19 protein-coding genes and 2 pseudogenes are annotated in these 21,876 nt (G+C 65.4%); 7 read left to right on the forward strand and 14 right to left on the reverse strand.

The window, feature by feature from the left end:
• Positions 1–12: 12 nt before the first annotated feature.
• From mdcH to mdcA, 7 genes and pseudogenes are all read right to left on the reverse strand, one after another.
• Complete coding sequence (mdcH, locus tag LK03_RS00140; RefSeq protein WP_038410552.1) at positions 13–939, reverse strand: malonate decarboxylase subunit epsilon; 927 nt, start codon at positions 937–939, stop codon at positions 13–15.
• The gene (locus LK03_RS00145; RefSeq protein WP_038410553.1) at positions 936–1,541 is read right to left on the reverse strand and encodes a malonate decarboxylase holo-ACP synthase; all 606 of its coding nucleotides are present in this window, start codon (positions 1,539–1,541) and stop codon (positions 936–938) included. The genes mdcH and LK03_RS00145 overlap by 4 nt, the downstream gene beginning before the upstream one ends.
• 4 nt (positions 1,542–1,545) lie before the next feature.
• Entirely contained in the window at positions 1,546–2,328 is a 783-nt protein-coding gene (mdcE, locus tag LK03_RS00150; protein ID WP_038410554.1) for a biotin-independent malonate decarboxylase subunit gamma, read from the reverse strand.
• Complete coding sequence (locus LK03_RS00155; RefSeq protein WP_038410555.1) at positions 2,325–3,179, reverse strand: biotin-independent malonate decarboxylase subunit beta; 855 nt, start codon at positions 3,177–3,179, stop codon at positions 2,325–2,327. The genes mdcE and LK03_RS00155 overlap by 4 nt, the downstream gene beginning before the upstream one ends.
• A complete protein-coding gene (locus tag LK03_RS00160; RefSeq protein WP_038410556.1) occupies positions 3,172–3,471 on the reverse strand; it encodes a malonate decarboxylase subunit delta in 300 nt (99 codons plus the stop codon). The genes LK03_RS00155 and LK03_RS00160 overlap by 8 nt, the downstream gene beginning before the upstream one ends.
• Positions 3,472–3,473: 2 nt before the next feature.
• A complete protein-coding gene (locus LK03_RS00165) occupies positions 3,474–4,328 on the reverse strand; it encodes a triphosphoribosyl-dephospho-CoA synthase (protein WP_038410557.1) in 855 nt (284 codons plus the stop codon).
• Positions 4,328–5,988: pseudogene (gene mdcA, locus LK03_RS00170) on the reverse strand (malonate decarboxylase subunit alpha). Before mdcA ends, LK03_RS00165 begins: the two are co-directional and overlap by 1 nt.
• A 596-nt stretch (positions 5,989–6,584) precedes the next feature.
• Between mdcA and LK03_RS21530 the strand changes: the two are divergent.
• A complete protein-coding gene (locus tag LK03_RS21530) occupies positions 6,585–7,199 on the forward strand; it encodes a dimethylsulfonioproprionate lyase family protein (protein WP_156109499.1) in 615 nt (204 codons plus the stop codon).
• Between the two features lie 113 nt (positions 7,200–7,312).
• Here LK03_RS21530 and LK03_RS00180 read toward each other — a convergent pair whose 3' ends face one another.
• Positions 7,313–8,212 carry a LysR family transcriptional regulator gene (locus LK03_RS00180; RefSeq protein WP_038410559.1) on the reverse strand — a complete coding sequence of 300 codons (900 nt, stop codon included), beginning with the start codon at positions 8,210–8,212 and terminating at the stop codon, positions 7,313–7,315.
• Positions 8,213–8,340: 128 nt separating this feature from the next.
• Between LK03_RS00180 and LK03_RS00185 the strand changes: the two are divergent.
• The 3 genes and pseudogenes from LK03_RS00185 to LK03_RS00195 form a co-directional block, all read left to right on the forward strand.
• A pseudogene (locus tag LK03_RS00185) lies at positions 8,341–9,636 on the forward strand (CitMHS family transporter); the annotation flags it as partial.
• Complete coding sequence (locus tag LK03_RS00190; RefSeq protein WP_038410561.1) at positions 9,637–11,001, forward strand: acyclic terpene utilization AtuA family protein; 1,365 nt, start codon at positions 9,637–9,639, stop codon at positions 10,999–11,001.
• A complete protein-coding gene (locus LK03_RS00195; RefSeq protein ID WP_038410562.1) occupies positions 10,998–11,324 on the forward strand; it encodes an AtuA-related protein in 327 nt (108 codons plus the stop codon). The genes LK03_RS00190 and LK03_RS00195 overlap by 4 nt, the downstream gene beginning before the upstream one ends.
• 78 nt (positions 11,325–11,402) lie before the next feature.
• Here LK03_RS00195 and LK03_RS00200 read toward each other — a convergent pair whose 3' ends face one another.
• Genes LK03_RS00200 through LK03_RS21535 form a run of 6 tightly spaced genes read right to left on the reverse strand, consistent with a single transcriptional unit; the run spans position 11,403 to position 18,729 of the window.
• Entirely contained in the window at positions 11,403–12,104 is a 702-nt protein-coding gene (locus tag LK03_RS00200; RefSeq protein WP_038410563.1) for a GNAT family N-acetyltransferase, read from the reverse strand.
• Positions 12,101–13,972, reverse strand: coding sequence for a MutS-related protein (locus LK03_RS00205; RefSeq protein WP_167334476.1), 1,872 nt, complete (start codon positions 13,970–13,972; stop codon positions 12,101–12,103). The genes LK03_RS00200 and LK03_RS00205 overlap by 4 nt, the downstream gene beginning before the upstream one ends.
• Positions 13,905–15,071: a GNAT family N-acetyltransferase gene (locus LK03_RS00210; RefSeq protein ID WP_038410565.1), complete on the reverse strand. Its 1,167-nt coding sequence runs from the start codon at positions 15,069–15,071 to the stop codon at positions 13,905–13,907. Before LK03_RS00210 ends, LK03_RS00205 begins: the two co-directional genes overlap by 68 nt.
• Positions 15,061–16,251, reverse strand: coding sequence for a GNAT family N-acetyltransferase (locus tag LK03_RS00215; RefSeq protein ID WP_038410566.1), 1,191 nt, complete (start codon positions 16,249–16,251; stop codon positions 15,061–15,063). Before LK03_RS00215 ends, LK03_RS00210 begins: the two co-directional genes overlap by 11 nt.
• Positions 16,252–17,496 carry an aminotransferase class I/II-fold pyridoxal phosphate-dependent enzyme gene (locus LK03_RS00220; protein WP_049870391.1) on the reverse strand — a complete coding sequence of 415 codons (1,245 nt, stop codon included), beginning with the start codon at positions 17,494–17,496 and terminating at the stop codon, positions 16,252–16,254. It abuts the gene before it with no gap.
• A 27-nt stretch (positions 17,497–17,523) separates the two neighbouring features.
• On the reverse strand, positions 17,524–18,729 hold the full coding sequence (locus LK03_RS21535) for a sterol desaturase family protein (protein WP_049870392.1): 1,206 nt from the start codon (positions 18,727–18,729) through the stop codon (positions 17,524–17,526).
• Between the two features lie 319 nt (positions 18,730–19,048).
• Here LK03_RS21535 and LK03_RS00230 point away from each other — a divergent pair, with 319 nt between their 5' ends.
• The 3 genes from LK03_RS00230 to LK03_RS00240 all read left to right on the forward strand — a co-directional run bounded on the left by LK03_RS00230 (position 19,049) and on the right by LK03_RS00240 (position 21,853).
• Positions 19,049–19,765, forward strand: a complete 717-nt coding sequence (locus LK03_RS00230; RefSeq protein WP_049870393.1) for an autoinducer binding domain-containing protein — start codon at positions 19,049–19,051, stop codon at positions 19,763–19,765.
• 86 nt (positions 19,766–19,851) lie between these two features.
• Positions 19,852–20,409: an acyl-homoserine-lactone synthase gene (locus tag LK03_RS00235; protein ID WP_167334477.1), complete on the forward strand. Its 558-nt coding sequence runs from the start codon at positions 19,852–19,854 to the stop codon at positions 20,407–20,409.
• A 166-nt stretch (positions 20,410–20,575) separates the two neighbouring features.
• Entirely contained in the window at positions 20,576–21,853 is a 1,278-nt protein-coding gene (locus tag LK03_RS00240; protein ID WP_038414534.1) for a flavin-containing monooxygenase, read from the forward strand.
• The last annotated feature ends 23 nt before the right edge of the window (positions 21,854–21,876 follow it).

A 21,876-nucleotide genomic window follows, 5' to 3' on the forward strand; every position in this document is an offset into this window, starting at 1 on the left:
AAATGCGGGGGATCAATGGGTGGCGTTCACCTCCCGCCGGATCAGGGCTGCCAGGGTATCGGGACGGGTGCCTTGGCAGGCGACCGCGGTGCCGTTGTCGAACACGCGCCGGGCCAGGCCGCTGAGCACGCTGCCGGGCGGCAGCTCCAGCAGCAGGCGCACGCCGCGTTCGTGGGCGTTGCGTAAGGTGGCGTACCACTCGACCGGGCGACACATATTGAAGGCGAGATCATCGCGCAGCACTTCAGGGTCGTGCAGCGGGCGCGCGCGGGTGCTGCTCAGGTAACCGATGCGTGGGCGGCGCAGCGTCACCTCGGCGAAGGCCTCGGCCAGCGCCTGGGCTGGCGCCTCGAGCAGCGCGCAATGCGACGGCACGCTGACCGCCAGGCGCTTGGCCGCGCCCGCCCCTGCCGCCCGCGCAGCGCTGGCGAAGGCGGCCATGGCCGCATCGCTGCCGGCGATCACATGCTGGTTGTCGGCGTTGATGTTGGCGAGAAACACCGGCAGGGTCGCCTGCGCTATCAGCCGCTCCACAGCGCTGCGCTCGAGGCCGAGGATGGCAGTCATGCCGTAGCCGCGCGGGTAGGCCTGCTGCATCAGGGTGCCGCGCAGGGCCACCAGGCGCAGCGCGTCGGCATAGTCCAGCGCGCCTGCGATGACGGCGGCCGGGTAGGCACCGATCGACAGGCCGCTGACGTAATCGGGCGGCGGGTTGTCTTGCAGCAACAGCCGCGCCTGAGCGGTGCCGGCGATCAGCAGGCACAGTTGTACCGCACGGGTGTCGGTCAGCGCTTCGGGGGTGTCGAGGCTGGCCAGCGATTGGCCGAGCACATCACCAGCCTGCTCCAGGCACTCTTTGACCACGGGCGTAGCGTCCAGCGCCTGCAGCATGCCGGGGTATTGCGCACCTTGGCCGGGGAAGGCGAACAGAATGCTCATGCCAGCGCGCCCTCCACCGGCCAAGGGTTTTCCACCAGACACGCACCCTCGGCGCGCTTGAGCAGCACCCGCGGCGCCACGCCCGCCCAATCGGCCAGGGCCACGGCGCCGTTGGGCGTTTCCAGTTGCAGGTCGATACGGCACGGCTGGCCGGCGAGCGCCTGCAACAGCGCCTGCGCCTGGGTGCGGCTCCACGGTGTCGGGGTGCGCAGCACCAGGTCGAGGTCGCTGCCCGCATGCAGCACCGTGACGGCACTGGCCAGCTGATAACCCACCCCGCCGGTGGGCCCCCAGGCCAGGCCCAGGCCGTCGAGCAGCGGGGTCAGCGCCTGTAATGCACGCAGCGCCGGCAGGTCGAGCTGCATCGCCACGCGCAGTTGCTCGGGCCGGCACCTGCGGGTAACCGCCGTCAGTGGCAGTTGCGCCGCCAGGCGCTCGCTGCGCCCTGCCCCACGTACGCCCACCGCCACCGACCCGCTGGCCACCTGCGCCCGGCGCACCACCACCGGCCGCCCGGCCAGCAGCACCCGCCGCGCCCACTCAGGGGCCTCGGCGGGTAAGTGCTCAGGGCGCATGCCCCACAGCAGGTCGTGGGCGTTCATGGCGTTACCACTGCGCACGCAGGCGCTCGCGCACCTGGCTCGACAACGCGCGGTTGCTGGCTCCCAGCCGACCGCGCAGGTCGCGGCTGTCGCCAATGTCGCGCAGCGCACGGCTCAGCACCTCGCGCACGCTGGCCGCCTCGGCTTCGCCAGGCTGCTCGATGGCCGCCACCGGCACCCGCTCCCAGAGCAAACCCAGCGAGGCGTAGTTGGCCAGGTCGTAGGCCATGGGCGGCACCTTGGCCGCCAGCGCTTCGAGTTCTTCGACGCTGCGCAGGGTGATGCGCGCCGCCGCCGCCTTGCCCATGGCATGCACCATCACCCCCGGGTCATCCAGGGCGATCAGCCGTTGCGCCTGGTAGCCGTGGGCGAGGAACGCCCCGGACATCGCCTTGCCCACCAGCAGGCCAAGCAGCGGATGGCCGGCCAGGCGGGCACGGGCATAAGCGTCCACGGCGCCGGCCAAGGCCTGATGGATGCCCAACGCTTCTTCGCGGCGGCCATAGGCCTGGCTGGGCACATCGACCACCGCGACCAGCACCCGCGGTTGTCCGCCCTGGTCGGCTTCGATGGCCTGCTCGACCGCCTTGGCCAGACCCCAGCCTTCGAGCACACCGACCTCGCCCTGGCGCGCCCGCGGGAAGGGGTTGTGCGGGTCGGGCACCACGGCGATGAAACGCGCCGGGCGGTTGTCCAGCTCGCCATCGATAACCTTCACCGAAGCGGGAAACCCGGCCACTTCAGGGCCCTGCGCCAGCGCGTGAATCCACTGCAAGCCACGGCTCATTGCAACACCCCCTTGTACAGCGCGCGGGTCTGCGCCGCGTCCAGTTGTGGGCACTCTTCGCCCAGCCCGCCGAGCAGGCCGAGCATCTGTTGATGACGACGGCTGCGCGGCAGCGCCGGCTCGCCTGTGGCCAGGGCCGCGCGCAGGGCGTCACGCATCTGCTGCAGATCATCGGCAACGAAGGCATCGGCCAGGCCACAGGCATAGCGCTGCTCGCCACCGCTGAGGCCCCAGATGAAGGGACGATCACGCGAGTCGTATTCCTCGATGCCGGCCTCCTGCTCGATGACCTGCGGGCCGTTCAAGCCCAGACGCGCCTCACGGGTGACGATCAGCCGGCTGCACAGCCCGGCGGCAATGGACATGCCACCGAAGCAACCCACGGCACCGGCGACCAGGCCGATCACTGGGCGGAACTGGCGCAGCTCGACGATCGCCGCCTGAATCTCGGCAATGGCGGCCAGCCCGAGGTTGGCCTCCTGCAAGCGCACGCCACCGGTTTCCAGCAGCAAGAGCGCGGCGGTGGGGATGCCATTGCGGTTGTCTTCGACGGCCAGCTCCAGCGCCCCGGCGATCTTCGCGCCGCCGACCTCACCCATGCTGCCGCCCTGGAACACCCCTTCGATGGCCGCCACCAGCAGCGGCTGGCCATCGAGCGTACCCTTGGCGATGACCACACCGTCATCGGCCTGGGGCACGATGCCCTGGGCTTGCAGCCACGGCGACATCAGCCGCTCGAACGGGTCGAGCAGCTCGCGAAAACTGCCGTCGTCGAGCAGGCCACGGGCGCGCTCACGGGCGCTGAGCTCGACGAAGCTGCGGCTGTGCAGCAACTGCGCGACATCAGTCATGGTTGACCTCCTCAAGGCCTTGCTCCAGACGCAGCCGAACCACGCCTGGGGTAGCGCCGAAATCATGAATATCGATGCTCAGCGCCGGCCAGGTCTGGCCGCTGAACAGGCGCTGGAACAACTGCTCCCAGCGCGGACCGCTGCCGTTGACCGAGGTCAGCACCTTGACCGTGAGCACGCCAGTTTCACCGGGTTCGAGCAAGGCTTCGAGATCACCCGAGCCGACACAGCCGACCAGCGCCCGCCGCTTGGCGGCAGCGCCGGCAGGGAATGTGAATGACAGACTTTCCATGATCAGTGGCTCCCGAGGGGGTCGAGGAACAGGCAGGCGGCGAGCAGATCAGCCGCACCGCCCGGCGAGGCATTGCACCCGCGCAGGTGGTTATCCAGTTCACGCAGGGCGCGGCGCCCGGCCAGGGTCGCGCTGCCACCGGCGGCGAGCACCGCCTGGGCGCCCTGGTGCATGGTCTTTAGCCCCTGCCGGCCAGCGCGCCAGAGCACGCAGGTGTCGTCCAGCCGGGCCATGATCGCCAGCAGCGCATCGAGCCGCGCCGACGCTTCGCCGCTGCCTGCGGCGCGGCTGCGGCGCAACTGCGGCAGGCCATGCAGCACTACGCTGGGAAAGCCCAGCTGGGCCTCTTCGCGCGCGCCACGGACGCCGTAGCGGTGCTGCACCTGCTGGCCATGGCTGGGCGCTTGCGCCGGGGCGAAGCGGTCGTCGATCAGGGCGATACGCCCGGCCCGCGCGGCAATGCTGGCGGGCTCGAGGTCATCAGGCGCCAAGGCTCGCGAGGCCACCAGCAGGCCCAGCGCCCAGATCGCGCCACGGTGGGTATTCACCCCGCCGGAGGTCGCCAGCATGCTCGCCTCGCCTTCGCGGCCGATGCGCCCCAGCGCTTCGCGCAGCGACGGGCCGACAACCCCAAAGGCCTGGGCGGCATCGGCCATGTCCTTGAAACACGGCCACAGCGACAGCGCCGAGGCGTGCATCAGGCGCAGGTCCAGGTCGCTGTGCGCGCCACTGCCGCGACGGTCGACCAGCGCCGGCTTGGGCGATAGATCGGCTTCGTCGATCAGCGCCTCGACGGCCAGGTCGGCCAGGCGATAAGCCAGCAAAGGCCTTACGCAATGTTCGGTCTGTGCAGTCATCACCAGCTCCTGAAACGTGCAGGCGGCGCGTACAGGCCGCCGGACCAGTCGACCAGCTCGGCGATGCTCTTGGCGGCGAGCAGGCCGCGGGTGGCCTGGGTGCGCTGGATGCCGAGGTCCTCGGGCAGCGCGATCAGCCCCTCGCGGCGCATGCGTGCGGTGTCCTTGGGGTCGTGGCGCAGGCCGATGGCCGTCACCCCGGCCACAGCGGCGATCATCGCCTGACGCTCTTCCACGGTGCGCGCCTTGTACAGGTAGGCGATGCCTTCCTCGGTGAGCAGGTGGGTGACGTCGTCGCCATAGATCATGATCGGCGCCAGCGGCATGCCGGCTTTCTTCGCCACCTCGACTGCATCGAGGGTTTCGACGAAGGTCGGTTTGCCGCCCTCCTGGAAGGTTTCCACCATCTGCACCACCAGCTTGCGGCCGCGTTCGAGCATCGTCACCGGCTCGGTCATGTCGAGCCAGGCCGGGGTCGCGTGGCGCCGTCCGCGTGGGTCGTGGCCCATGTTCGGCGCGCCGCCGAAGCCGGCCAGGCGGCCACGGGTAACGGTCGAGGAATGGCCGTCGCCATCGACCTGCAAGGTGGCGCCGATGAACAGGTCGACCGCATACTGCCCGGCCAGCTGGCACATCATGCGATTCGAGCGCATCGAGCCGTCGCGGCCGGTGAAGAACACGTCCGGGCGCTGGGCAATGTACTGCTCCATGCCCAGCTCGGTGCCGAAGCAGTGCACGCTCTCGACCCAGCCGGTTTCGATGGCCGGAATCAGCGTCGGGTGCGGGTTGAGGGTCCAGTTGCGGCAGATCTTGCCCTTGAGCCCGAGCGATTCGCCGTAGGTCGGCAGGATCAGCTCGATGGCGGCAGTGTTGAAACCGATGCCGTGGTTGAGCGACTGCACGTTGTGTTTTTCGTAGATGCCGCGAATCGCCATCATCGCCATCAGCACATGCACCGGCTTGATGTGCCGCGGGTCGCGGGTGAACAGCGGTTCGATGTAGAACGGCTGGTCGGCGACCACCACGAAATCCACCCAGGACGCCGGGATGTCGACCCGTGGCAGGTCACGCACATCGTCCACCAACTGGTTGACCTGGACGATGACGATGCCGTCGCTGAACGCGGTGGGTTCGACCAGCGCCGGGGTGTCTTCGGTGCTTGGCCCTGTGTAGATGTTGCCCTCGCGGTCGGCCATGAACCCGGCCACCAGGGCGACGTTGGGGATCAGGTCGACCAGCAAACGTGAATACAGCTCGATGTAGGTGTGGATGGCGCCGACTTCCAGCAGCCCGTCTTCGAGCAACTGGCCGATGCGCAGGCTCTGCGGCCCGGCGAAGGAGAAATCGAGCTTGCGCGCGATGCCGCGTTCGAACAGATCCAGGTGCTCGGCGCGGCTGACGCTCGGCATGATCATGTGCAGGTCATGCAGCACGCCAGGGTCGGCCTTGGCCAGCGAGCGGGAAAGGAAGTCGGCCTGCTTCTGGTTGTTGCCCTCCAGCACCACCCGGTCGCCGGGGGCGATCAGGCGCTGCAGCGCTTCGACAATGCGCTCGCTGGGCAGCACTGCGCCGTCGGCCAGGCTGCGTACCAGCTCGAGGCGCCGCTGCTTCTCGGTGCGCCTGCGTGACCACTGCGCGGGGGTGAGGATGTTGTTGTCATTCTGGGCTCCACGGATGCGCTTGCGTGGGGGTCATTTAAGGAGGGTCTGGGTGGGGGATCAATCAAGGCGGTGGGTTGATTGTTACGGTCAGGTTAATGATTGCGTGGCGCGGCAGGCTCCCGAGCTAATAGGCTCCCGCCAGATCCAAGGGTCTGCTTTGCAGTCATTTGCGGCGCTGTGGGAGATGTGGAGCGCAGGGCTGGGACTGGTAGAAAACCAGTGAGGGTGGGAGTGTCCTCAAGGCCCGGTTTCGCCTGGCGGCGACCTACTTTTGCGGGCAAAAGTAGGCAAAACCCTGTGCTCCACTAGCCGGCCCTGCACTGCGCTGCGCTCCGGGCCCCCTGCGTTCCGGCACTCTACGGGCCGCCGCGGGCAAGGGTTGCTACGCAACCCTAACACCTCGCGTCCTCGGCTACGCCTCGGGTGCGCTGCGCGCACGGCCCTACGAGCACCTCCACTCCGGCCGGCTACAGTCGCGTTCGGTGGCGCCTGGACGGTCGGTGTACAAGAGCGGGCTCGACCAGCCTCCCTGGCTAGTGGGCGCTTGGACTTCTATATTTTCAGCACCTGCACACGCCGCCTATCGGACCAGTTCATGCCCATTCAGCCCTCACCGCTACGCCGCTTGCTAGACCTCATCGCCCACCACTTGAAAGCCCACAGCGAGCACCAGACGCTGGTCCAGCGCCTGGGCCAACCTCTGGATGAATCCCAACGCCCAGCCCCCAGCGCCCTCCCCGCTCTGGTCCAACGGCACTTCCCCCAGGCAGCCGCCAACGCCAGCGCCGCTGACGCCAACCTGCACAGGCTGGTAGCGACCGTGGCCGAACTGCTCACTGAACTGCACTGGTACCAACGCGCAGACGATGGCCGCGACCCGGCGTTCGCCGAGGGGCATCGCAATGCCATCCTGCTCGGCCCGGGCGGGCTGGCCGCGGTGGACGGGCTGGTGCTCGGGCTGACACTGATGGCGCCGGGGGTCAGCTACCCGGTGCATCGCCATCCGCCGCAGGAGCTGTACCTAGCGCTGTGCGACGGTCAGTGGTGGCGTGAGGGCCAGCCGTGGTGGGCGCCGGGTATTGGCGGCCTGGTGCATAATGCCAGCAATCGTTTGCACAGCATGCGCGCCGGCGACCAGCCGCATCTGTCGCTATGGTTGCTGTTCGGTGCGGGAGTAGAGGCGTTCAATGCCAGGCCTGCGGGGCAGTGAGCGCCTTCAGCAGAATGCTGCCAAAGCACTGCGAAGCGTGGCGAATGCGCGTCATGCGCTGACTCCTTGGGGGCTGTTCGCAAAGGGCTTTGGGTCAAGCGTTTGCACCGTGGTCAAACCACGGCCGACGCACCTTGCACATGATGCTCGAGCATTCGCAGGAACTCGGCCGCAGGCGGCGAGATGCTCTGCTCGGTGCGGGTGATCACGCCAATCTGGCGCAGAACACCAGGGTGATCGACCGGCACTTTACACACCTCGGGCCGCCCTTCATCGGCAGATTCAGGCAACAGCGCAATGCCCTGCCCTTGCCTGACCAACGCCAGCACCGTGGACATGTAGTTGGCCTCAAGCCCGGCCGCCAGCGGCAGGCGCTCATCGGCGAACAGCCGCTCGACCAGCGCGCGCACGCTGCTGTCACGTCCGGTCAGGATCATGGGCATGGCGGCCAGCTCACTCAGGCGCACCGACGGTCGCTGCGCCAGGGGATGATCGCAGGCGGTGAACAGGCACAGCCGATCCTCGACAATGGCCTTGAACGCCAGGCCCTGAACCGGTCGCGCCTGTACACCCAGGCCGAAATCCACCTCACGCTCCAGCACCAGATGGTCGATGCGCTGAGCGACCACGTCACGCAGGCGCACCTCGACCCCAGGATGCAGCGCGCGGAAGCGCTGCAGCACGTCAGGCAGCAGCCCGGCGCACAGCGACGGCAAGGCGGCGATGCTGACCACCCCGCGCCGCGCGGCGGCCAGGTCACGGGCCGCTGCAACGATGTTGTCCAGGTCCAGCAGCAGCTTCTCCATGGGCAACAGCGCGTTCTGCCCGGCAGCGGTCAGGCACAGGTGACGCGGGCTGCGTTCGAGCAGGGTGACGCCCAGCCATTCCTCCAACTGCTGCACCTGCACGGTGAGCGCCGAGGGCGAGAGGTTGAGCTGGGCGGCGGCCTTGGCGAAGTTGCCGGTCTGCGCCACGGCGAGGAAGGCACGAATATGCTGCAACGCATTCTTCATTCTGTTTTTCCGAACGAGACCCGCTGAATATTTCAATTCACAGAGCATAGTCACGTTGTTATTACTCTTGCAAAACAACAACAGGGCCTCTCGTCGCCACCGCGACCGCAGAGGCCAGAGAGGTCCACTCCATGCTCGCCACCCTCGGTGTCGTCACCATTGTCTGCATGCTCGTGAGCATCATGAGCAAACGCATCTCGCCCCTGGTCGCGCTGATCGCCCTGCCCATCATCGCCGCGCTGCTAGGCGGCTTGGGCCTGCAGACCAGCGCCTTCATCATCACCGGCATCAAGAACGTCGCACCGGTGGTGGGGATGTTCGTGTTCGCCATCCTGTTCTTCGGCATCATGACCGACGCCGGCATGCTCGACCCGATCATCGACCGCATTCTCAAGCGAGTCGGCACGCGTCCGACGCGCATCGTCATGGGCACGGCGCTGCTGGCGCTGCTGGTGCACCTCGATGGCTCGGGGGCGGTGACCTTCCTGGTGACCATTCCGGCGATGCTGCCGCTCTACACCCGCCTGGGCATGGACAAACGCATTCTGGCCTGCGTCACGGCGATGGCCGCCGGGGTCAACTTCCTGCCCTGGACCGGGCCGGTGCTGCGCTCGTCCGCCGCCCTGCATGTGCCGGTGGCCGAGCTGTTTCAACCGCTGATTCCGGTGCAGATCGTCGGCCTGGCGTTCGTCTTCGCCTGCGCCTACTGGCTGGGCAAGCGCGAAGAACGACGTCTGGGCCTGGGCCCGAACAGCATCGACGCGCAGCCTCATCAACGGGTGCTGAGCGACGCCGAGCGCGAGCTGCGCAAGCCGCGGCTGTTCTGGCTCAACCTGTTGCTGACGTTGGTGGTGATGGCGGTGATGATCGCCGGCGTGGTCGACCCGGTGGTGATGTTCATGCTCGGCACGGTGGTCGCGCTTTGCCTGAACTACCCCAATGTCGACGCCCAGCGGGCTCGCATCGATGCCCACGCCAAGACCGCCCTGACCATGGCCAGCATCCTGCTCGCCGCCGGGGTGTTCACCGGCATCATGCAAGGCACCGGCATGCTCAAGGCCATGGCTGAAGTGGCGGTCGGGCAGATTCCGGCCGGTCACGGCCAGGCGATTCCGGCGGTGGTGGGTTTCCTGTCGATGCCCCTGAGCCTGCTGTTCGACCCCGACTCGTTCTACTTCGGCATCATGCCGGTGGTGGCCGAAGTCGGCCGCGCCCTGGGCGTCGACCCGATGCAGGTGGCCCAGGCGTCGTTGCTGGGGGTACACACCACCGGGTTCCCGGTCAGCCCACTGACTCCCGCCACCTTCCTGCTGGTGGGCCTGTGCAAGATCGAACTGGCCGACCACCAGCGCTTCACCATCCCCTTCCTGTTCGCGGCGTCGGTCTTGATGACCCTGACCGCCATGGCCATTGGAGTGTTCTGAATGAAAACCCTACGTATCGGCGCAGGCGCCGGGTATTCCGGCGACCGCATCGAACCTGCGGTAGAGCTGGCCGAGCAGGGTCAGCTGGATTACCTGATCTTCGAGTGTCTGGCCGAACGCACCATCGCCCTGGCCCAGCAGGCATATCTGAGCGACCCGGCCAGCGGCTTCGACCCCTTGCTCGGCGAGCGCATGCGGCGCGTACTGCCTTTCGTCGGCCGTGGCGCCGACGGCCAGCGTCGACGCCTGCGCATCATCACCAACATGGGCGCGGCCAACCCGCTCGGTGCGGCGCGGGAAGTGCGCCGTATCGCCGCCGAGCTGGGTCTGCCCGGCATCAAGGTCGCGGCAGTGACCGGCGACGACGTGCTCGGCACGCTGCTGCGCGAGCCCGCGCGGCAACTGGACAACGGGCTGTCGTTGCGCGCGCTGGGCGAGCGGCTGATCTCGGCCAACGCCTACCTGGGCGCCGAAGGCATCGTCGAGGCCCTGCATGCCGACGCCGACGTGGTGATCACCGGTCGCGTCGCCGACCCCTCGCTGTTTCTCGCCCCGCAACTGTTCGAATTCGGCTGGCGCAGCGATGACTGGACGCTGCTGGGCAAAGGCACGCTGATCGGTCACCTGCTCGAATGCGCGGGGCAGATCAGCGGCGGCTACTTCGCCGATCCAGGCCGCAAAGACGTGCCTGACCTGCATCGTCTGGGCTTTCCGCTGGCCGAGATCGACGCCAGTGGCACGGCGGTGATCAGCAAGGTGGCCGGCTCAGGTGGGCGCATCGACCGCGCCACCTGCACCGAGCAACTGCTCTACGAAGTCCACGACCCGGCGGCCTACCTCACCCCGGATGTCACCGCCGATTTCAGCCAGACCCACTTCGACTGCGTGGCGGCCGACCAGGTGCGTGTGCACGGGGCCGACGGTCATCCCCGACCCGAAACCCTCAAGGTTTCGGTGGGCTACCTCGATGGCTGGATCGGCGAAGGACAGATGTCGTACGGCGGACCCAACGCGGTAGCGCGCGGGCGTCTGGCGCAGCGGATCGTGCTCGAGCGCCTGGCCCTGTGCGGGGTGGCCCATGAGGACATCCGCGCCGAGCTGATTGGCATCAGCAGCCTGCATGGCGAGGCGCTGGGTAGCCAGGGCGCTGCCGAGCCGTGGGAGGTGCGCCTGCGCGTGGCGGCGCGTTGTGCCGACAAACAGCAGGCGCTGCGCATCGGCAATGAAGTTGAAACCCTCTACACCAACGGCCCTTATGGCGGCGGAGGCGCGAGCAAATCGGTGCGTCAGGTGATGGCCGTGGCCTCACTGCAACTGCCGCGCGACGCCGTCAATGTGCAGGTCCATCTGGAGAACACCCCATGAGCACGATCACCGTGGGCGAACTGGCCCATAGCCGCACGGGCGACAAGGGCGATACCTCGAACATTTCGATCATCGCCTACCATATCGACGATTTTCCGCGCCTGGCCGCCGAGCTGAGCGCTGAGCGCGTCAGCGCCTGTTTTGCCGAGCTGCTCGGCGCCGACAGTCCGCCGGTACGGCGCTATGAACTACCGCAACTGGGTGCGTTGAACTTCGTTCTGCCAGGCATCCTGCGCGGTGGGGTGACACGTTCGCTGGCACTCGATGCCCACGGCAAGGCCCTGGGCGCGGCGCTGCTTGCCCTGAGGCTGGACGAGGGCTGAGCGGCCAGCACGAGCGCGCTGGCTGAACGTCCGCTTTGCCCGAGATTTGGTGCTCAAGCGCAAGCGGCCTGCCGGCCGCTACGGTGACGGCGGGAGGCTTTCGCCACGTTCGCAAGAGGGCCGAATGTTGGGGTAGCGGTCCAGCCTGCTCGACCGACACTCGCCGGTCATTCGCAGCATCGGCGCGTGGGTGAAGCTCGCGCGCGCTGGCGCAGACGAACAGCTGCGCACGGTCAGGCCCAGGCGCTCGTAGAACTTCACCGCACCGGCATTGCCGGCGTCCACGTCCAGCTGCATGGCGTTGCAGCCACTGCGCGCCGCCTGCTGCATTTCGCGCAGGAACAGCGCCGTGCCAAGGCCTTGCGAGCGAAACGCCTCGGCAATGGCGAAGTCGTAGATGAAGTACGCGCCTTTGCCGGGCTTTTCGCAGTGCTTGACCGATTCGACGAGGCGCCTGATCACCGCCAAGCCGCGTACCGGGTTGTAGTGCCTGACAATCGAAACGAGGGTGGCGAGGTCAAGTCTGAGTTTGTCTGCCGTGCGATAGCCTGCGATCACCGCGATGCAACGCCCTTCCAGACGTAGCACACGGTGCCGAGAAAGGCCGAAATGCCCCTGATCGCGCAACAGTGCGTCGAGCAGGTATCCCCGCAGCCTGTGCGCGCCGTAGATCTGTTCAAGCGCCGCCGGTGCGATGCTGCGGATCAGTTCGACGATGGCAGGTGCGTCCTGCGCGCGAGCGATGTCGTACTGCAGCTGTGGCGCAGGTGCCGCCGTCATGACGACAGTACCTGCATCGAGCGCAGCAACTTGATTGCGTTGGTGTTCTGCGACACCCCTTCCTGCAGCCGGTAGCTGAAGCGCAGCGTGGCCTGGTCGAGCGCGTCGAACTCCTCTTCGAAGTAGATGTTGCGCGTGCAATCCGACAGCTCAGGCGCAGTGGCCAACGCCACATTGTGCGTGGTGATCAGCCCCAGCGCCTGGTGCTCGCACAACGTGCGCAGAATCTCGACGATGGCGATCGTGCGTTCTTTTTCGTTGGTGCCTTTGAGCAGCTCGTCGAGCAACACGATCACCGGCGATTCGCAGCGCACGGTGTCGACCACCTGTTTGATCTGCAGCACTTCGCTCATGAAGTACGACAGGCCCTGATTGAGTGAGTCCGCCACCGAAATCGATGAGACCATCTTTGCCAGATTGAACTCGAACGAGCCGGCTGCGACCACCGAGCCCACCTGTGCAAGCCTGAGGTTGAGGCCGATGGTGCGCATGTAGGTGGTCTTGCCGGACATGTTGGAGCCGGTGATCACCACCATCCTGCCTGGACACAGCTCAACGTCATTGGCCACCGCGTGCTGCGGCTGCATCAGCGGATGACTCACCTGCCTGCCGCGAATGCACAGGTCATCAGACATCACCGGGAAGCGCCAGGCCGGGTTTTCCTGGGCCAGGGAGGCGAACGCACAAAGGCACTCCAGCTCGCCCATCGCCTGCAACCAGACCGGCGCGTGCTGCTGATGGGCACGCTTCCAGCGATAGGTTGCCCAGGCCGTGTGGAAATCCCAGTTGAGAAAGGCCTGGGCGAAGAAGCTGACCGTCGGATTATGTCGCAGTCGGGCGTAGCTCAGGATCGAGTCCAGGCGTTTGATCGCCTGCACAGGGCCCGTGTCGTTGGCGAACACCTGGCGCTGCAGTTCGACCAGCATGCCACTGGCGTAGCGCTGGCGACTGAACGCGCCCATCCACCGCGACAGGGCGTTCAAGGCATCGGCGGCCTCGTCGGTACCGGCGAACACCGAGTGCAGGGATCGGGCGGTCAGCCCATAGAACACCAGGTTGGCAAGGACGCAGCCTGCCAACAGCATGGCCGGAAGCAGTGACAGCGCCACGGCCACCACGGCCAGTAGCGTCAGCCCGGTCAGGGCATGACCGACGACCAGCACGCGGGTTGGAAAGCCGTAGCCGCGTTCTGCCTGAACCCAGCCCACCAGATCGGCCAGGTTCAAGTGCCCGGTATTGATTTGACGTGCGTAAGCGCTGAGGGTCTGCCGATGGTCCAGCAATTGCGCCAGCTCGCTGATCGCCTGCTGCCTGGCCTTGATCTCGGGATAGCTCACCTGCTGGGCGAACCATTGCTCGATCCTGGCTTGCCCCAGACGCGTGCCTTGATTGAACAGCAGTTGACCAAGCGAGGCTGGACCATAGAGGTTGAGGTCCAGATCCTGCTGCGAACAGCGCGGCGTGGTGCCGACCGGGCACGCTGGCAGCGCCGCGAAATCACGCTCGAGCCGCGCCAGCGAATCTTGGTTGACGGTCACTACACACAGGGCATGACGGCGACGCTGCTCAAGGCCAGCGTGGACTGCGACCAACAGCACGAACGCCAGAACGCTGATGATCAGCGCGGCGATCAGCCAGCCGGCAAAGCCTTCGTTCAAGCCGTGGTAGGCCAGGGTCGGAATGATCAGAAACACCACCAGCCGAGCCGCTTCCACGCCCTTGATGCGCCGGGCCAGTTCAGCGGCCCTGGCCGTGGTTGAGTGAATTCGCCTGGTGAATGCGCTTCTGACATCGAGCGCTTCACGCCTGCGCCGATCGTTTGAGCCCACTGCGCTCGGCTGGCTGCTCGACTGCAAAGAATTTGGCAATGTGCTTCCCCAATAGGCCGTTCAACCCAGCATGCCTGAGCCTGATGTAAATAGCGTTCGGCGCAAGCGTGGCCCCGAAGTTCTGCTTGACGAAATAGTTGGTGATGCCAAGGTCGATGCAACGCACCTGCGGCCCGGCACAGTGTTCGAGCAGTTGCGCATGCAGTACGTAATAGGCATTGACGGTACGACCGGCGTGATAATCGCGCCCGAACAGGAAAGGGTTCAACACTGTTTCGCTGACCCCGGTGAGAATGAAGGCTTGCGCCTGGCCTGCGGTGTCGTAAAGCACGGACACGATCGAGTCGCAGTCGCTGATCAAACGCTCCAGAAACGCGTAAGGCAACAACTCTCGCTTGAACTCCACGGCCTTGGCATGGGTATTGGCATACAGCGCGTAGAGGCGAGGCAAATCCGCCACCTGCCCGCGGTGGTGCTCGATGGTGAACCCCGACTGGCGAAAGTCGGCCAGCGCCTTGTTGATGATCTTGCGACAGTTCGAGCGCAACGCGGCGCAGTGCGCGTCCCAACCTCGGCCCTGGGTCAAGATCAGGGCCAAGGGATAGTTCGCGGCCTCGGCATAGCCACGCTGGGTCAACACGTCATGGGCGGCGGCGGCCGACGCTTCGCCGTGTGCGATATCCCGATAGACCAGCACCTGGGCACTTGCATGAGCACGTTCGAGCACCACGGCCATGGCCGCATGTATCGAACCTGGCTCCACCCCCGGCGCGATCCACCAATGCCTTCCGGAGGTCTCGTAACACCCCAGCATGGCGACCTTGAGCAGTCCGAAACGCCGGTAGACGCGGCGAATGGCGCTCACGATCCGCTGGCCGATACCCGTGACATCGGCCAGCGGATCGACGTCGGCCAGGCTGCTGAAGCCGAGTGCGAGCAAAGCGTCGTCGGTGCCGCGCAGCTGCCAGTAGCGGTATTGACGCTGCGGGAAAACCGCCTCGACGGTCGTCATGAAGGCATGCGTGCGATAAGGGTGGCCGTCAGCGAGCGTGGCGTCCCACAGCTGCGCGGCGAGGTCGGTGACACTGTCGTAGAGGCTGACGCACAGCCCCTGACAGTCAAACCGCTCAATCAGCATGGTCGAGCACTCCGGTCGCGCGAAGGGTTTCGAGGTATTGGTCCTTGAGTTTGAAGACGCTGCGTAATTCGGGAATGACCGGGTCGGGGAACAACCACGGTTTGCCCAGCCTGAGCAAACGGGTGATCAGCGCCGAACGATGTTTGATGTAGAAGTAACGGGGGACGGACACCGCGCCGATGCTGAACTTGGGCTCGTAGCTGGTCTGGCCCAGTTCGATGTAGGCCAGGCCCTGCTGCTCGGCCTGCTCGACGATCTTGTACAGGCAGTTGAAGTACAGCGACCCGGCCTCTCGGTAGTCGTAGTCGATACCCAGGTAAAGCGGATGCAATTGCTCGCCCTTGAGAAACAGCTCGAAGGCCACCAAATGCGCACCGTCGAAGCACATCAGGGCGTAGGCCGAGCCGCCCAGCCGCTGGTTGACCTCCCGGAAGAACGCTTCGGTCAGGCGCTCGAACTTGGTTTGCGAACGCGCCAGGACATTCAGGTACAACCGATGCATCTGCGCGGCGTAGACGCCGAAATCATCTTCTACCCGCCAGACCAGACCGCTATTGGCAAAATCCCTCTGACGTTTTTTCAGCACGTTTCGATACTTGCTGAGCATGTTCTGCTGATAGCTCAACTCGCCTACCGGCGCCGTGCAGACATAGGTGGTATCGGGGCTGCGGCACACCACATAGGTGTTGCCGAAGTCGTCCAGCAGGCGCTGGTTGAGCGACGGTGACAGCTCCTTGAGGCAGGTGAAAGCGATGCCGAGGCTGGCCGCCTTGCGCTCGATCTGCGTGGCCAGTGCACCGATCAGCCCGGCCGGCGCAATGCCTCGTTTCAGGACAGGGATGCCCAGCATGTCGGAACAGGTGGCGATCGGGCTGCCGACCACGAACATCTTGGCCCGCAGGAAGTTGCGGTAGACCTTCTGGATGCTGCCGACCAGGCGCTGCACCTTCTTCGGCGCCAGGTCGGCCAACGGGTACTCCATCACGCAGCACGGCACCAGTCCTGTGAGGGCTCCGTCGGCGAACACCTGCAGGTAATGGAACTGCTCGACCATGCCAGCACGCTCCAGCGCCTGCTGAAGCGCGTACGAGGTCAGCGCATCGCCGGCGTCGAAACAGCGTTGCCAGTCACTGATGGCGATCGCCTCAAGGGACGCGGACCACTGGAATGAATAACGCATTCAAGCCTGACCGTTCTGGAGCAGATTCAACGCTCGGCCGGCCTGGGTGATCTGCGCGATGCTGAAATCGAGTTCTTCGTAGGTCAGGTTCGCGCTCAGGTTGATGCGAATTCGGGCACGAGACTTGCTCACCGCCGGGTAGGCGATCGGATTGACGTAGATCCCCTGCTCGTGAAGGGCTTTGGCCAGGCCGTAGGCGGTGTCTTCATCATACGTGAGCAGCGGCACGATGCTGCTTTGGGTGTTGAGCAAGTTGAAGCCTTCGCCGCGCAGGCGTGCGACGAAGTAGTCGGTCTTGCTCTTGAGCTCGGAAATGATCTCGGGCGAAGCCTCCAGCACATCGAGCGCAGCGATGATCGAGGCCAGCACCGCAGGGGGCAGCGAAGCAGAAAAAATGTAGGGATTGGAGCCTATGCGCAGGATGTTGGCGGTACGTCGGTTGGTGGCGACGAAGCCGCCGACGCCTGGTAGCCCCTTGCTCAGACTGCCGGTCAGGACATCGATCTGCTCGGCGAGACCGAAATGCGCGGGCGTGCCACGGCCGTTGGGTCCGATGTGTCCGGTGCCGTGGGCGTCGTCGACGATCAGGAAGGCGTTGTACTGCCTGGCCAGCGCTACGATCTGCGGCAAGGGCGCCAGGTCGCCATCCATGCTGAACACACCATCCGTGACGATGAACTTACGTTGCTCTGTGCTCAGGCCCTGCAGGCAGCGCTCGATGCTTTTCACCGAGCCGTGGCGATAAGGCACGACCTTGGCCTCACCGAGCTTCAGGCCGTCGACGATCGACTGATGGTTGAGCATGTCGCTGAGCACCACATCGCCGGGGCGACACAAGGTGCCCAGCACGGCCAGGTTGGCGGAAAACCCGGACGAGAACGTCAGCACTTCCTCCACGCCTAGAAAACGCGCCAGCCGGCGCTCGGCCTCCAGGTGCAGGTCGCAGGTCCCGTTGAGCAGGCGCACCCCACTGGAGGTGGTGCCGTATTCGCCGATGGCCTGGATGGCCGCCTGACTGATCCGCGGGTGTCCGTTGAGGCCCGAATAATTGTATGACCCCATGTGCAGCACTTGCTGAGGGCGCCGATCGTCGCGCCCGCGGCTGTAACTGACCACGCTGTTCTTGGTGGCCTTGGAGTGAAACACTCGCCCGACCACCTCCATGTTGCCGTTTTCGATGAAACGCTCGTAGCGCTCCAGAATCGAGCCCAGAAAAACATCGTTCCTTGCCAGACTATTAGGCACCGTTGGGTCCTCGACTTCCTGTCAACTTCATGTGGGGGTGTGCTCCGCGCGGGGTGAGTTGCGCTGCAACAGTGGGTGAATCAGTGCACCAGCGGCGCTCGACGCCACCGCTAGCAGCAAGTAAGCGTGCTCGCTCGACTCCAGCAACAGCAGGCCACTGACCGCTATCTGGGCGATCGCCACCGCTGCGTTGAACGCGCCATGGGCCCGAGCAGAGCGGTGCTGCAGGCCCGCCGCATTGGCCGCCAGCAAGAACACGGCGGCGGTGATGACGGCGCTGCTGGTCGGCAACGCCGGGTACTGCATGGCCAGGTAAAAGCCCAGCAAGGTCGGAGGTATGAAACCCACCCAGTGACCGTGGCTGGCGCGGGTCGCGAAGGCGGTTCGCTCGGCGTTGTCGGCAAGCTCGACCCGCTCCGGGCCGCCCAGTAATACCCGCCACTTCGCGCGCCAGCCGACCTGGGCGAATGCCGTGCGCAGATACGGCAGGTAGAGGAACGTGTTCAGGTAACCGGTGGCGTGCTCGTGGATGATCGGTGTGGTGATGCCATAGCTCACCGGCAGGTGCTTGAGTTCGGCCTGGTAGGTGCCGAACAACCTGTCCCAGATGACCAGAAAGCAGCCAAAGTTCTTGTCCAGGTACTGGGGGTTGCTGGCATGGTGAACCCGGTGCTGGGACGGCGTGACCAGCACTTTCTCCAGCACGCCCAGCTCGGGAATCATCGAGCTGTGAATGAAGAACTGGTAGATCAGTTGCGCCGCGACCACCAGCAGGTAGTACTCAAGGGCGATGCCGAGCATGGCCATGGGCAAGAAGAACAACCACACCGTGAAGTTGCCCAGCCAACCGATTCTGACCGCCGTGGTCAGGTTGAACGACCTGCCCGAGTGATGCACCAGATGGTTGCACCAGAGTATCGACAGGCGATGGTGAGCCCAGTGATTGATCCAGTACAGCAGGTCATAGACCAGCACTGCGAACAGCAGGTTTGCCGCAAACCCGTCGAAACTCAGGCCCAGGGAAAAATGTTCGTACAGGTAGGTGTAGACCGACAGGTTGACTGCCGTGAACAACACGCCGACCACCAGATTTGTGATGCCCAGCAATAGATTGGTGACACCCTCGCGGGGCTGCCAATGGGCAGAGCGCCTTGCCGCCAGAATCAGCGCTTCGATCAGTACCGCGCCGACGACCAGCACCAGCAGATAGGCTATGAACGCCTCTTCGGACATTGACCCGCTCCTACACACGACCCGTCGCTTCGCCGGGCCAGGCTCGGCCTCGTCGAAGCCGATTTTCTCAGCGGGCAAGCCTCTTGCAATGGGAATCCTGACGCAACTACTTGAACAGGTAGTTGACAGTCTGCAAGGCCGCGACAGGCTGCACGAAGACGGTTCGGCTTAATCCAGGCAGCGCTCGATCGTTCCAATTCAGCGAACCAGAAACACGCGGTACGCAGGCTCGGCAATTCGTGCTATACCGCTGGCCACAGCACCATGCTGGCACCGAACAGGAAGTTGGGTGGACGTTCATCAGGGAAGGGAGTTTGTCATGCTGTCCAGCGCCTACGATGCTGACTTTTTCGACTGGTGGGTGGCGCTCAACACCGATCCAGTCAGCGAAGACGGATGGCTTGCCCACATTGATCGGCAGGTCAGGCAAATCGGCTTTGACTGCTTCGCCTACAGCCATCGGCGACCGGTTCCGTTCTCCCAGAGCGATCACTCGATCATCGGCAGCTATCCGCAGATGTGGATCGCGCACTACAACCAGCAGTGCTACGGCGAAAGCGACCCCTCGATCGCCACAGCGCGGCAGACAGGCCTTGCCGTCTGGGCCGAGCACAGCGATTTCAACGACTGCGTGATCTTCAATGAGGCGCGTGCCTGCGGTCTGAACATCGGCGCGACCTTCATGATGCGCGGCCTGGACCACAGCACCCACGTGTTGGGCGTGGCCCGCGCCGAGGAAGCGGTGTGCGCCGCAGACCACCTGTCGCTGCGGCTGAAACTTCGCTGCATCACCGAGTGGCTCGAGCGCCAGCAGCCGCCGCGCCCCGCTTGCGCCTACGCGGCGATCGACCTGAGTCGGCGTGAAACCGAAATTCTCAAATGGATCGCCGATGGCAAATGCTCGAACAGCATCGCCGAGATCGTCGGCCTTTCCGAGAACACCGTGAATTTCCACGTCAAGAACCTGCAGCGCAAGTTCGGCTCTGGCAACCGCATATCGGCCGCTGCCTACGCCGCCGCGCTCGGGCTCATCTGACAGGACTACGGCACCCCCTGCCTACCTCAAGGACGTCGCCCCGCGCCGGCAGCATCGGCATGGGGCGGTTCATTCAAGGACCGAACGTGTATCACTTCACATTGCAACGCCACGAACACTTGTCTGCCGCCCAGCTCCACGAACTCGGCCTGTTCCGCCATCGGGTCTTCGTCAGTCGGCTTGGCTGGGATCTGCCCGGCGTGCGACGCGACACCCTGATCGAGTTCGATGAATTCGATACGACCGGGACCAGCTATGTGCTGGCCCGCGACGGCAAGCACAACCTGATCGGCTGCACTCGACTGCTGCCCACCACACGCCCCTATCTGCTCGGGCAAGTGTTCGCCCATCTGTGCGGTGATTCGGTTCCGCACGATCCGCAGATATGGGAACTATCGCGCTACGGGGCGGCTTCGGATCTGCATCCAGGGCTTGGCATCGACTTGTTCAAGGGGTCCTTGCGCTTCGCTGCGCACCTTGGTGCCCGTGACGTAATCGCCGTGACCAACACCTCGATAGAACGCTACTTCCGACGCGAGAAGGTGCAGTTTCGCCGACTCTGCGCACCCGTCGCCCACGCGCATGAGCATCTGGTCGCCCTGGACTTCTGCGCCAATCAGTACAGCCAGCTCGAGGCCTCGTAAAGCGCCACCGGTCCACGCCATCGCGCGTGGCGGGCGCCCCAGCTTTTTCCTCTGCAACCACCACAAAAATCATCATTTCGCTGCGGATGCATTCCAAACACTATGGGGGCAACCCGCGCCGGGCCCTTGTCCTGGCCGCTCTCAGACCTGTTCGAAGGACGCAGACATGCCCGCACAGACAACCACCATCGACACCTTGGTGATCGGCGCCGGCCAGGCCGGTATCGCCGCCAGTGAACACCTCGGCAGCCTCGGCGTGCCGCACCTGGTGCTGGAGCGCAAGCGCGTTGCCGAGGCCTGGCGCAGTGGCCGCTGGGATTCGCTGGTGGCCAACGGGCCAGTGTGGCACGACCGTTTTCCAGGGCTGGACTTCGATGACCTCGATCCGGACGCCTTCGCCGGCAAGGATCGGGTGGCCGACTACTTCGAGGCCTATGTCGAGAAATTCCAGGTGCCGGTGCGCACCGGGGTGGAGGTCACACGGGTGGTGCGTAACGAGGGCCGCAGCGGCTTTCGGGTGGAAACCAGCGACGGGGTGATCGAGGCGCAGCGTCTGGTGGTGGCCACCGGGCCTTTCCAGACCCCGGTGATTCCACCCATCGCCCCGCACGACCCAAGCCTGTACCAGATTCACTCGGCCGCCTACTTCAACCCGCAGCAATTGCCTGACGGTGCGGTGCTGGTGGTCGGCGCCGGTTCTTCCGGGGTGCAGATCGCCGATGAACTGCAACGCGCCGGCAAGCAGGTGTACCTGTCGGTCGGCGCCCACGACCGGCCGCCACGGCGTTACCGCAACCGCGACTTCTGCTGGTGGCTGGGGGTGCTCGGGGAGTGGGACGCAGAAACCCCGCGTCAGGGCCGCGAACACGTAACCATCGCCGTCAGCGGCGCGCGCGGTGGCAACACCATCGATTTTCGCGCGCTGGCCCAGGAAGGCATGACCCTGGTCGGCCTCACCGAGTCGTTCAAGGACGGCGTGGTGACCTTCCGCGCCGATCTTGCCGACAACCTCAATGCCGGCGATGCCAACTACCTGGCCGTGCTGGATGCCGCCGACGCCTATGTCGAGCGCCATGGCCTCGACCTGCCGCCCGAGCCGCAGGCGCGCCAGCGTTACCCGGACGCGGCCTGCATCAGCCAACCGATTCTTTCGCTGAACCTGGCCGAAGCCGGCATTACCAGCATCATCTGGGCCACCGGCTATTCGGTGGACTACAGCTGGCTGCAGGTCGATGCCTTCGATGCCAAGGGCAAGCCGCAGCACCAGCGCGGGGTGTCAAGCGAACCTGGCGTGTACTTCCTCGGCCTGCCGTGGCTGTCGCGGCGCGGTTCGAGCTTCATCTGGGGGGTGTGGCACGACGCCAAGCATGTCGCCGGGCACATCGCCACGCAGCGCAGCTACAGCGCCTACCGCGATGCCGGGCAGCGCCAGGCCGAACAGTGAACCCATCCTGCCCCGATTGCCTT

Origin of the sequence: Pseudomonas cremoricolorata, assembly GCF_000759535.1 — a bacterium.
Taxonomy (GTDB): domain Bacteria; phylum Pseudomonadota; class Gammaproteobacteria; order Pseudomonadales; family Pseudomonadaceae; genus Aquipseudomonas; species Aquipseudomonas cremoricolorata_A.

What these genes read in the sequence shown, in the direction of transcription:
- LK03_RS00200 (WP_038410563.1), bottom strand. Translation starts at nt 12,104, where the DNA reads ATGACGGCGGCACCTGCGCCACAGCTGCAGTACGACATCGCTCGCGCG.
- LK03_RS00160 (WP_038410556.1), bottom strand. Translation starts at nt 3,471, where the DNA reads ATGGAAAGTCTGTCATTCACATTCCCTGCCGGCGCTGCCGCCAAGCGG.
- LK03_RS00195 (WP_038410562.1), top strand. Translation starts at nt 10,998, where the DNA reads ATGAGCACGATCACCGTGGGCGAACTGGCCCATAGCCGCACGGGCGAC.
- LK03_RS21535 (WP_049870392.1), bottom strand. Translation starts at nt 18,729, where the DNA reads ATGTCCGAAGAGGCGTTCATAGCCTATCTGCTGGTGCTGGTCGTCGGC.
- LK03_RS00155 (WP_038410555.1), bottom strand. Translation starts at nt 3,179, where the DNA reads ATGACTGATGTCGCGCAGTTGCTGCACAGCCGCAGCTTCGTCGAGCTC.
- LK03_RS00145 (WP_038410553.1), bottom strand. Translation starts at nt 1,541, where the DNA reads ATGAACGCCCACGACCTGCTGTGGGGCATGCGCCCTGAGCACTTACCC.
- LK03_RS21530 (WP_156109499.1), top strand. Translation starts at nt 6,585, where the DNA reads ATGCCCATTCAGCCCTCACCGCTACGCCGCTTGCTAGACCTCATCGCC.
- LK03_RS00165 (WP_038410557.1), bottom strand. Translation starts at nt 4,328, where the DNA reads ATGACTGCACAGACCGAACATTGCGTAAGGCCTTTGCTGGCTTATCGC.
- LK03_RS00180 (WP_038410559.1), bottom strand. Translation starts at nt 8,212, where the DNA reads ATGAAGAATGCGTTGCAGCATATTCGTGCCTTCCTCGCCGTGGCGCAG.
- LK03_RS00230 (WP_049870393.1), top strand. Translation starts at nt 19,049, where the DNA reads ATGCTGTCCAGCGCCTACGATGCTGACTTTTTCGACTGGTGGGTGGCG.
- mdcE (WP_038410554.1), bottom strand. Translation starts at nt 2,328, where the DNA reads ATGAGCCGTGGCTTGCAGTGGATTCACGCGCTGGCGCAGGGCCCTGAA.
- LK03_RS00240 (WP_038414534.1), top strand. Translation starts at nt 20,576, where the DNA reads ATGCCCGCACAGACAACCACCATCGACACCTTGGTGATCGGCGCCGGC.
- LK03_RS00210 (WP_038410565.1), bottom strand. Translation starts at nt 15,071, where the DNA reads ATGCTGATTGAGCGGTTTGACTGTCAGGGGCTGTGCGTCAGCCTCTAC.
- mdcH (WP_038410552.1), bottom strand. Translation starts at nt 939, where the DNA reads ATGAGCATTCTGTTCGCCTTCCCCGGCCAAGGTGCGCAATACCCCGGC.
- LK03_RS00215 (WP_038410566.1), bottom strand. Translation starts at nt 16,251, where the DNA reads ATGCGTTATTCATTCCAGTGGTCCGCGTCCCTTGAGGCGATCGCCATC.
- LK03_RS00190 (WP_038410561.1), top strand. Translation starts at nt 9,637, where the DNA reads ATGAAAACCCTACGTATCGGCGCAGGCGCCGGGTATTCCGGCGACCGC.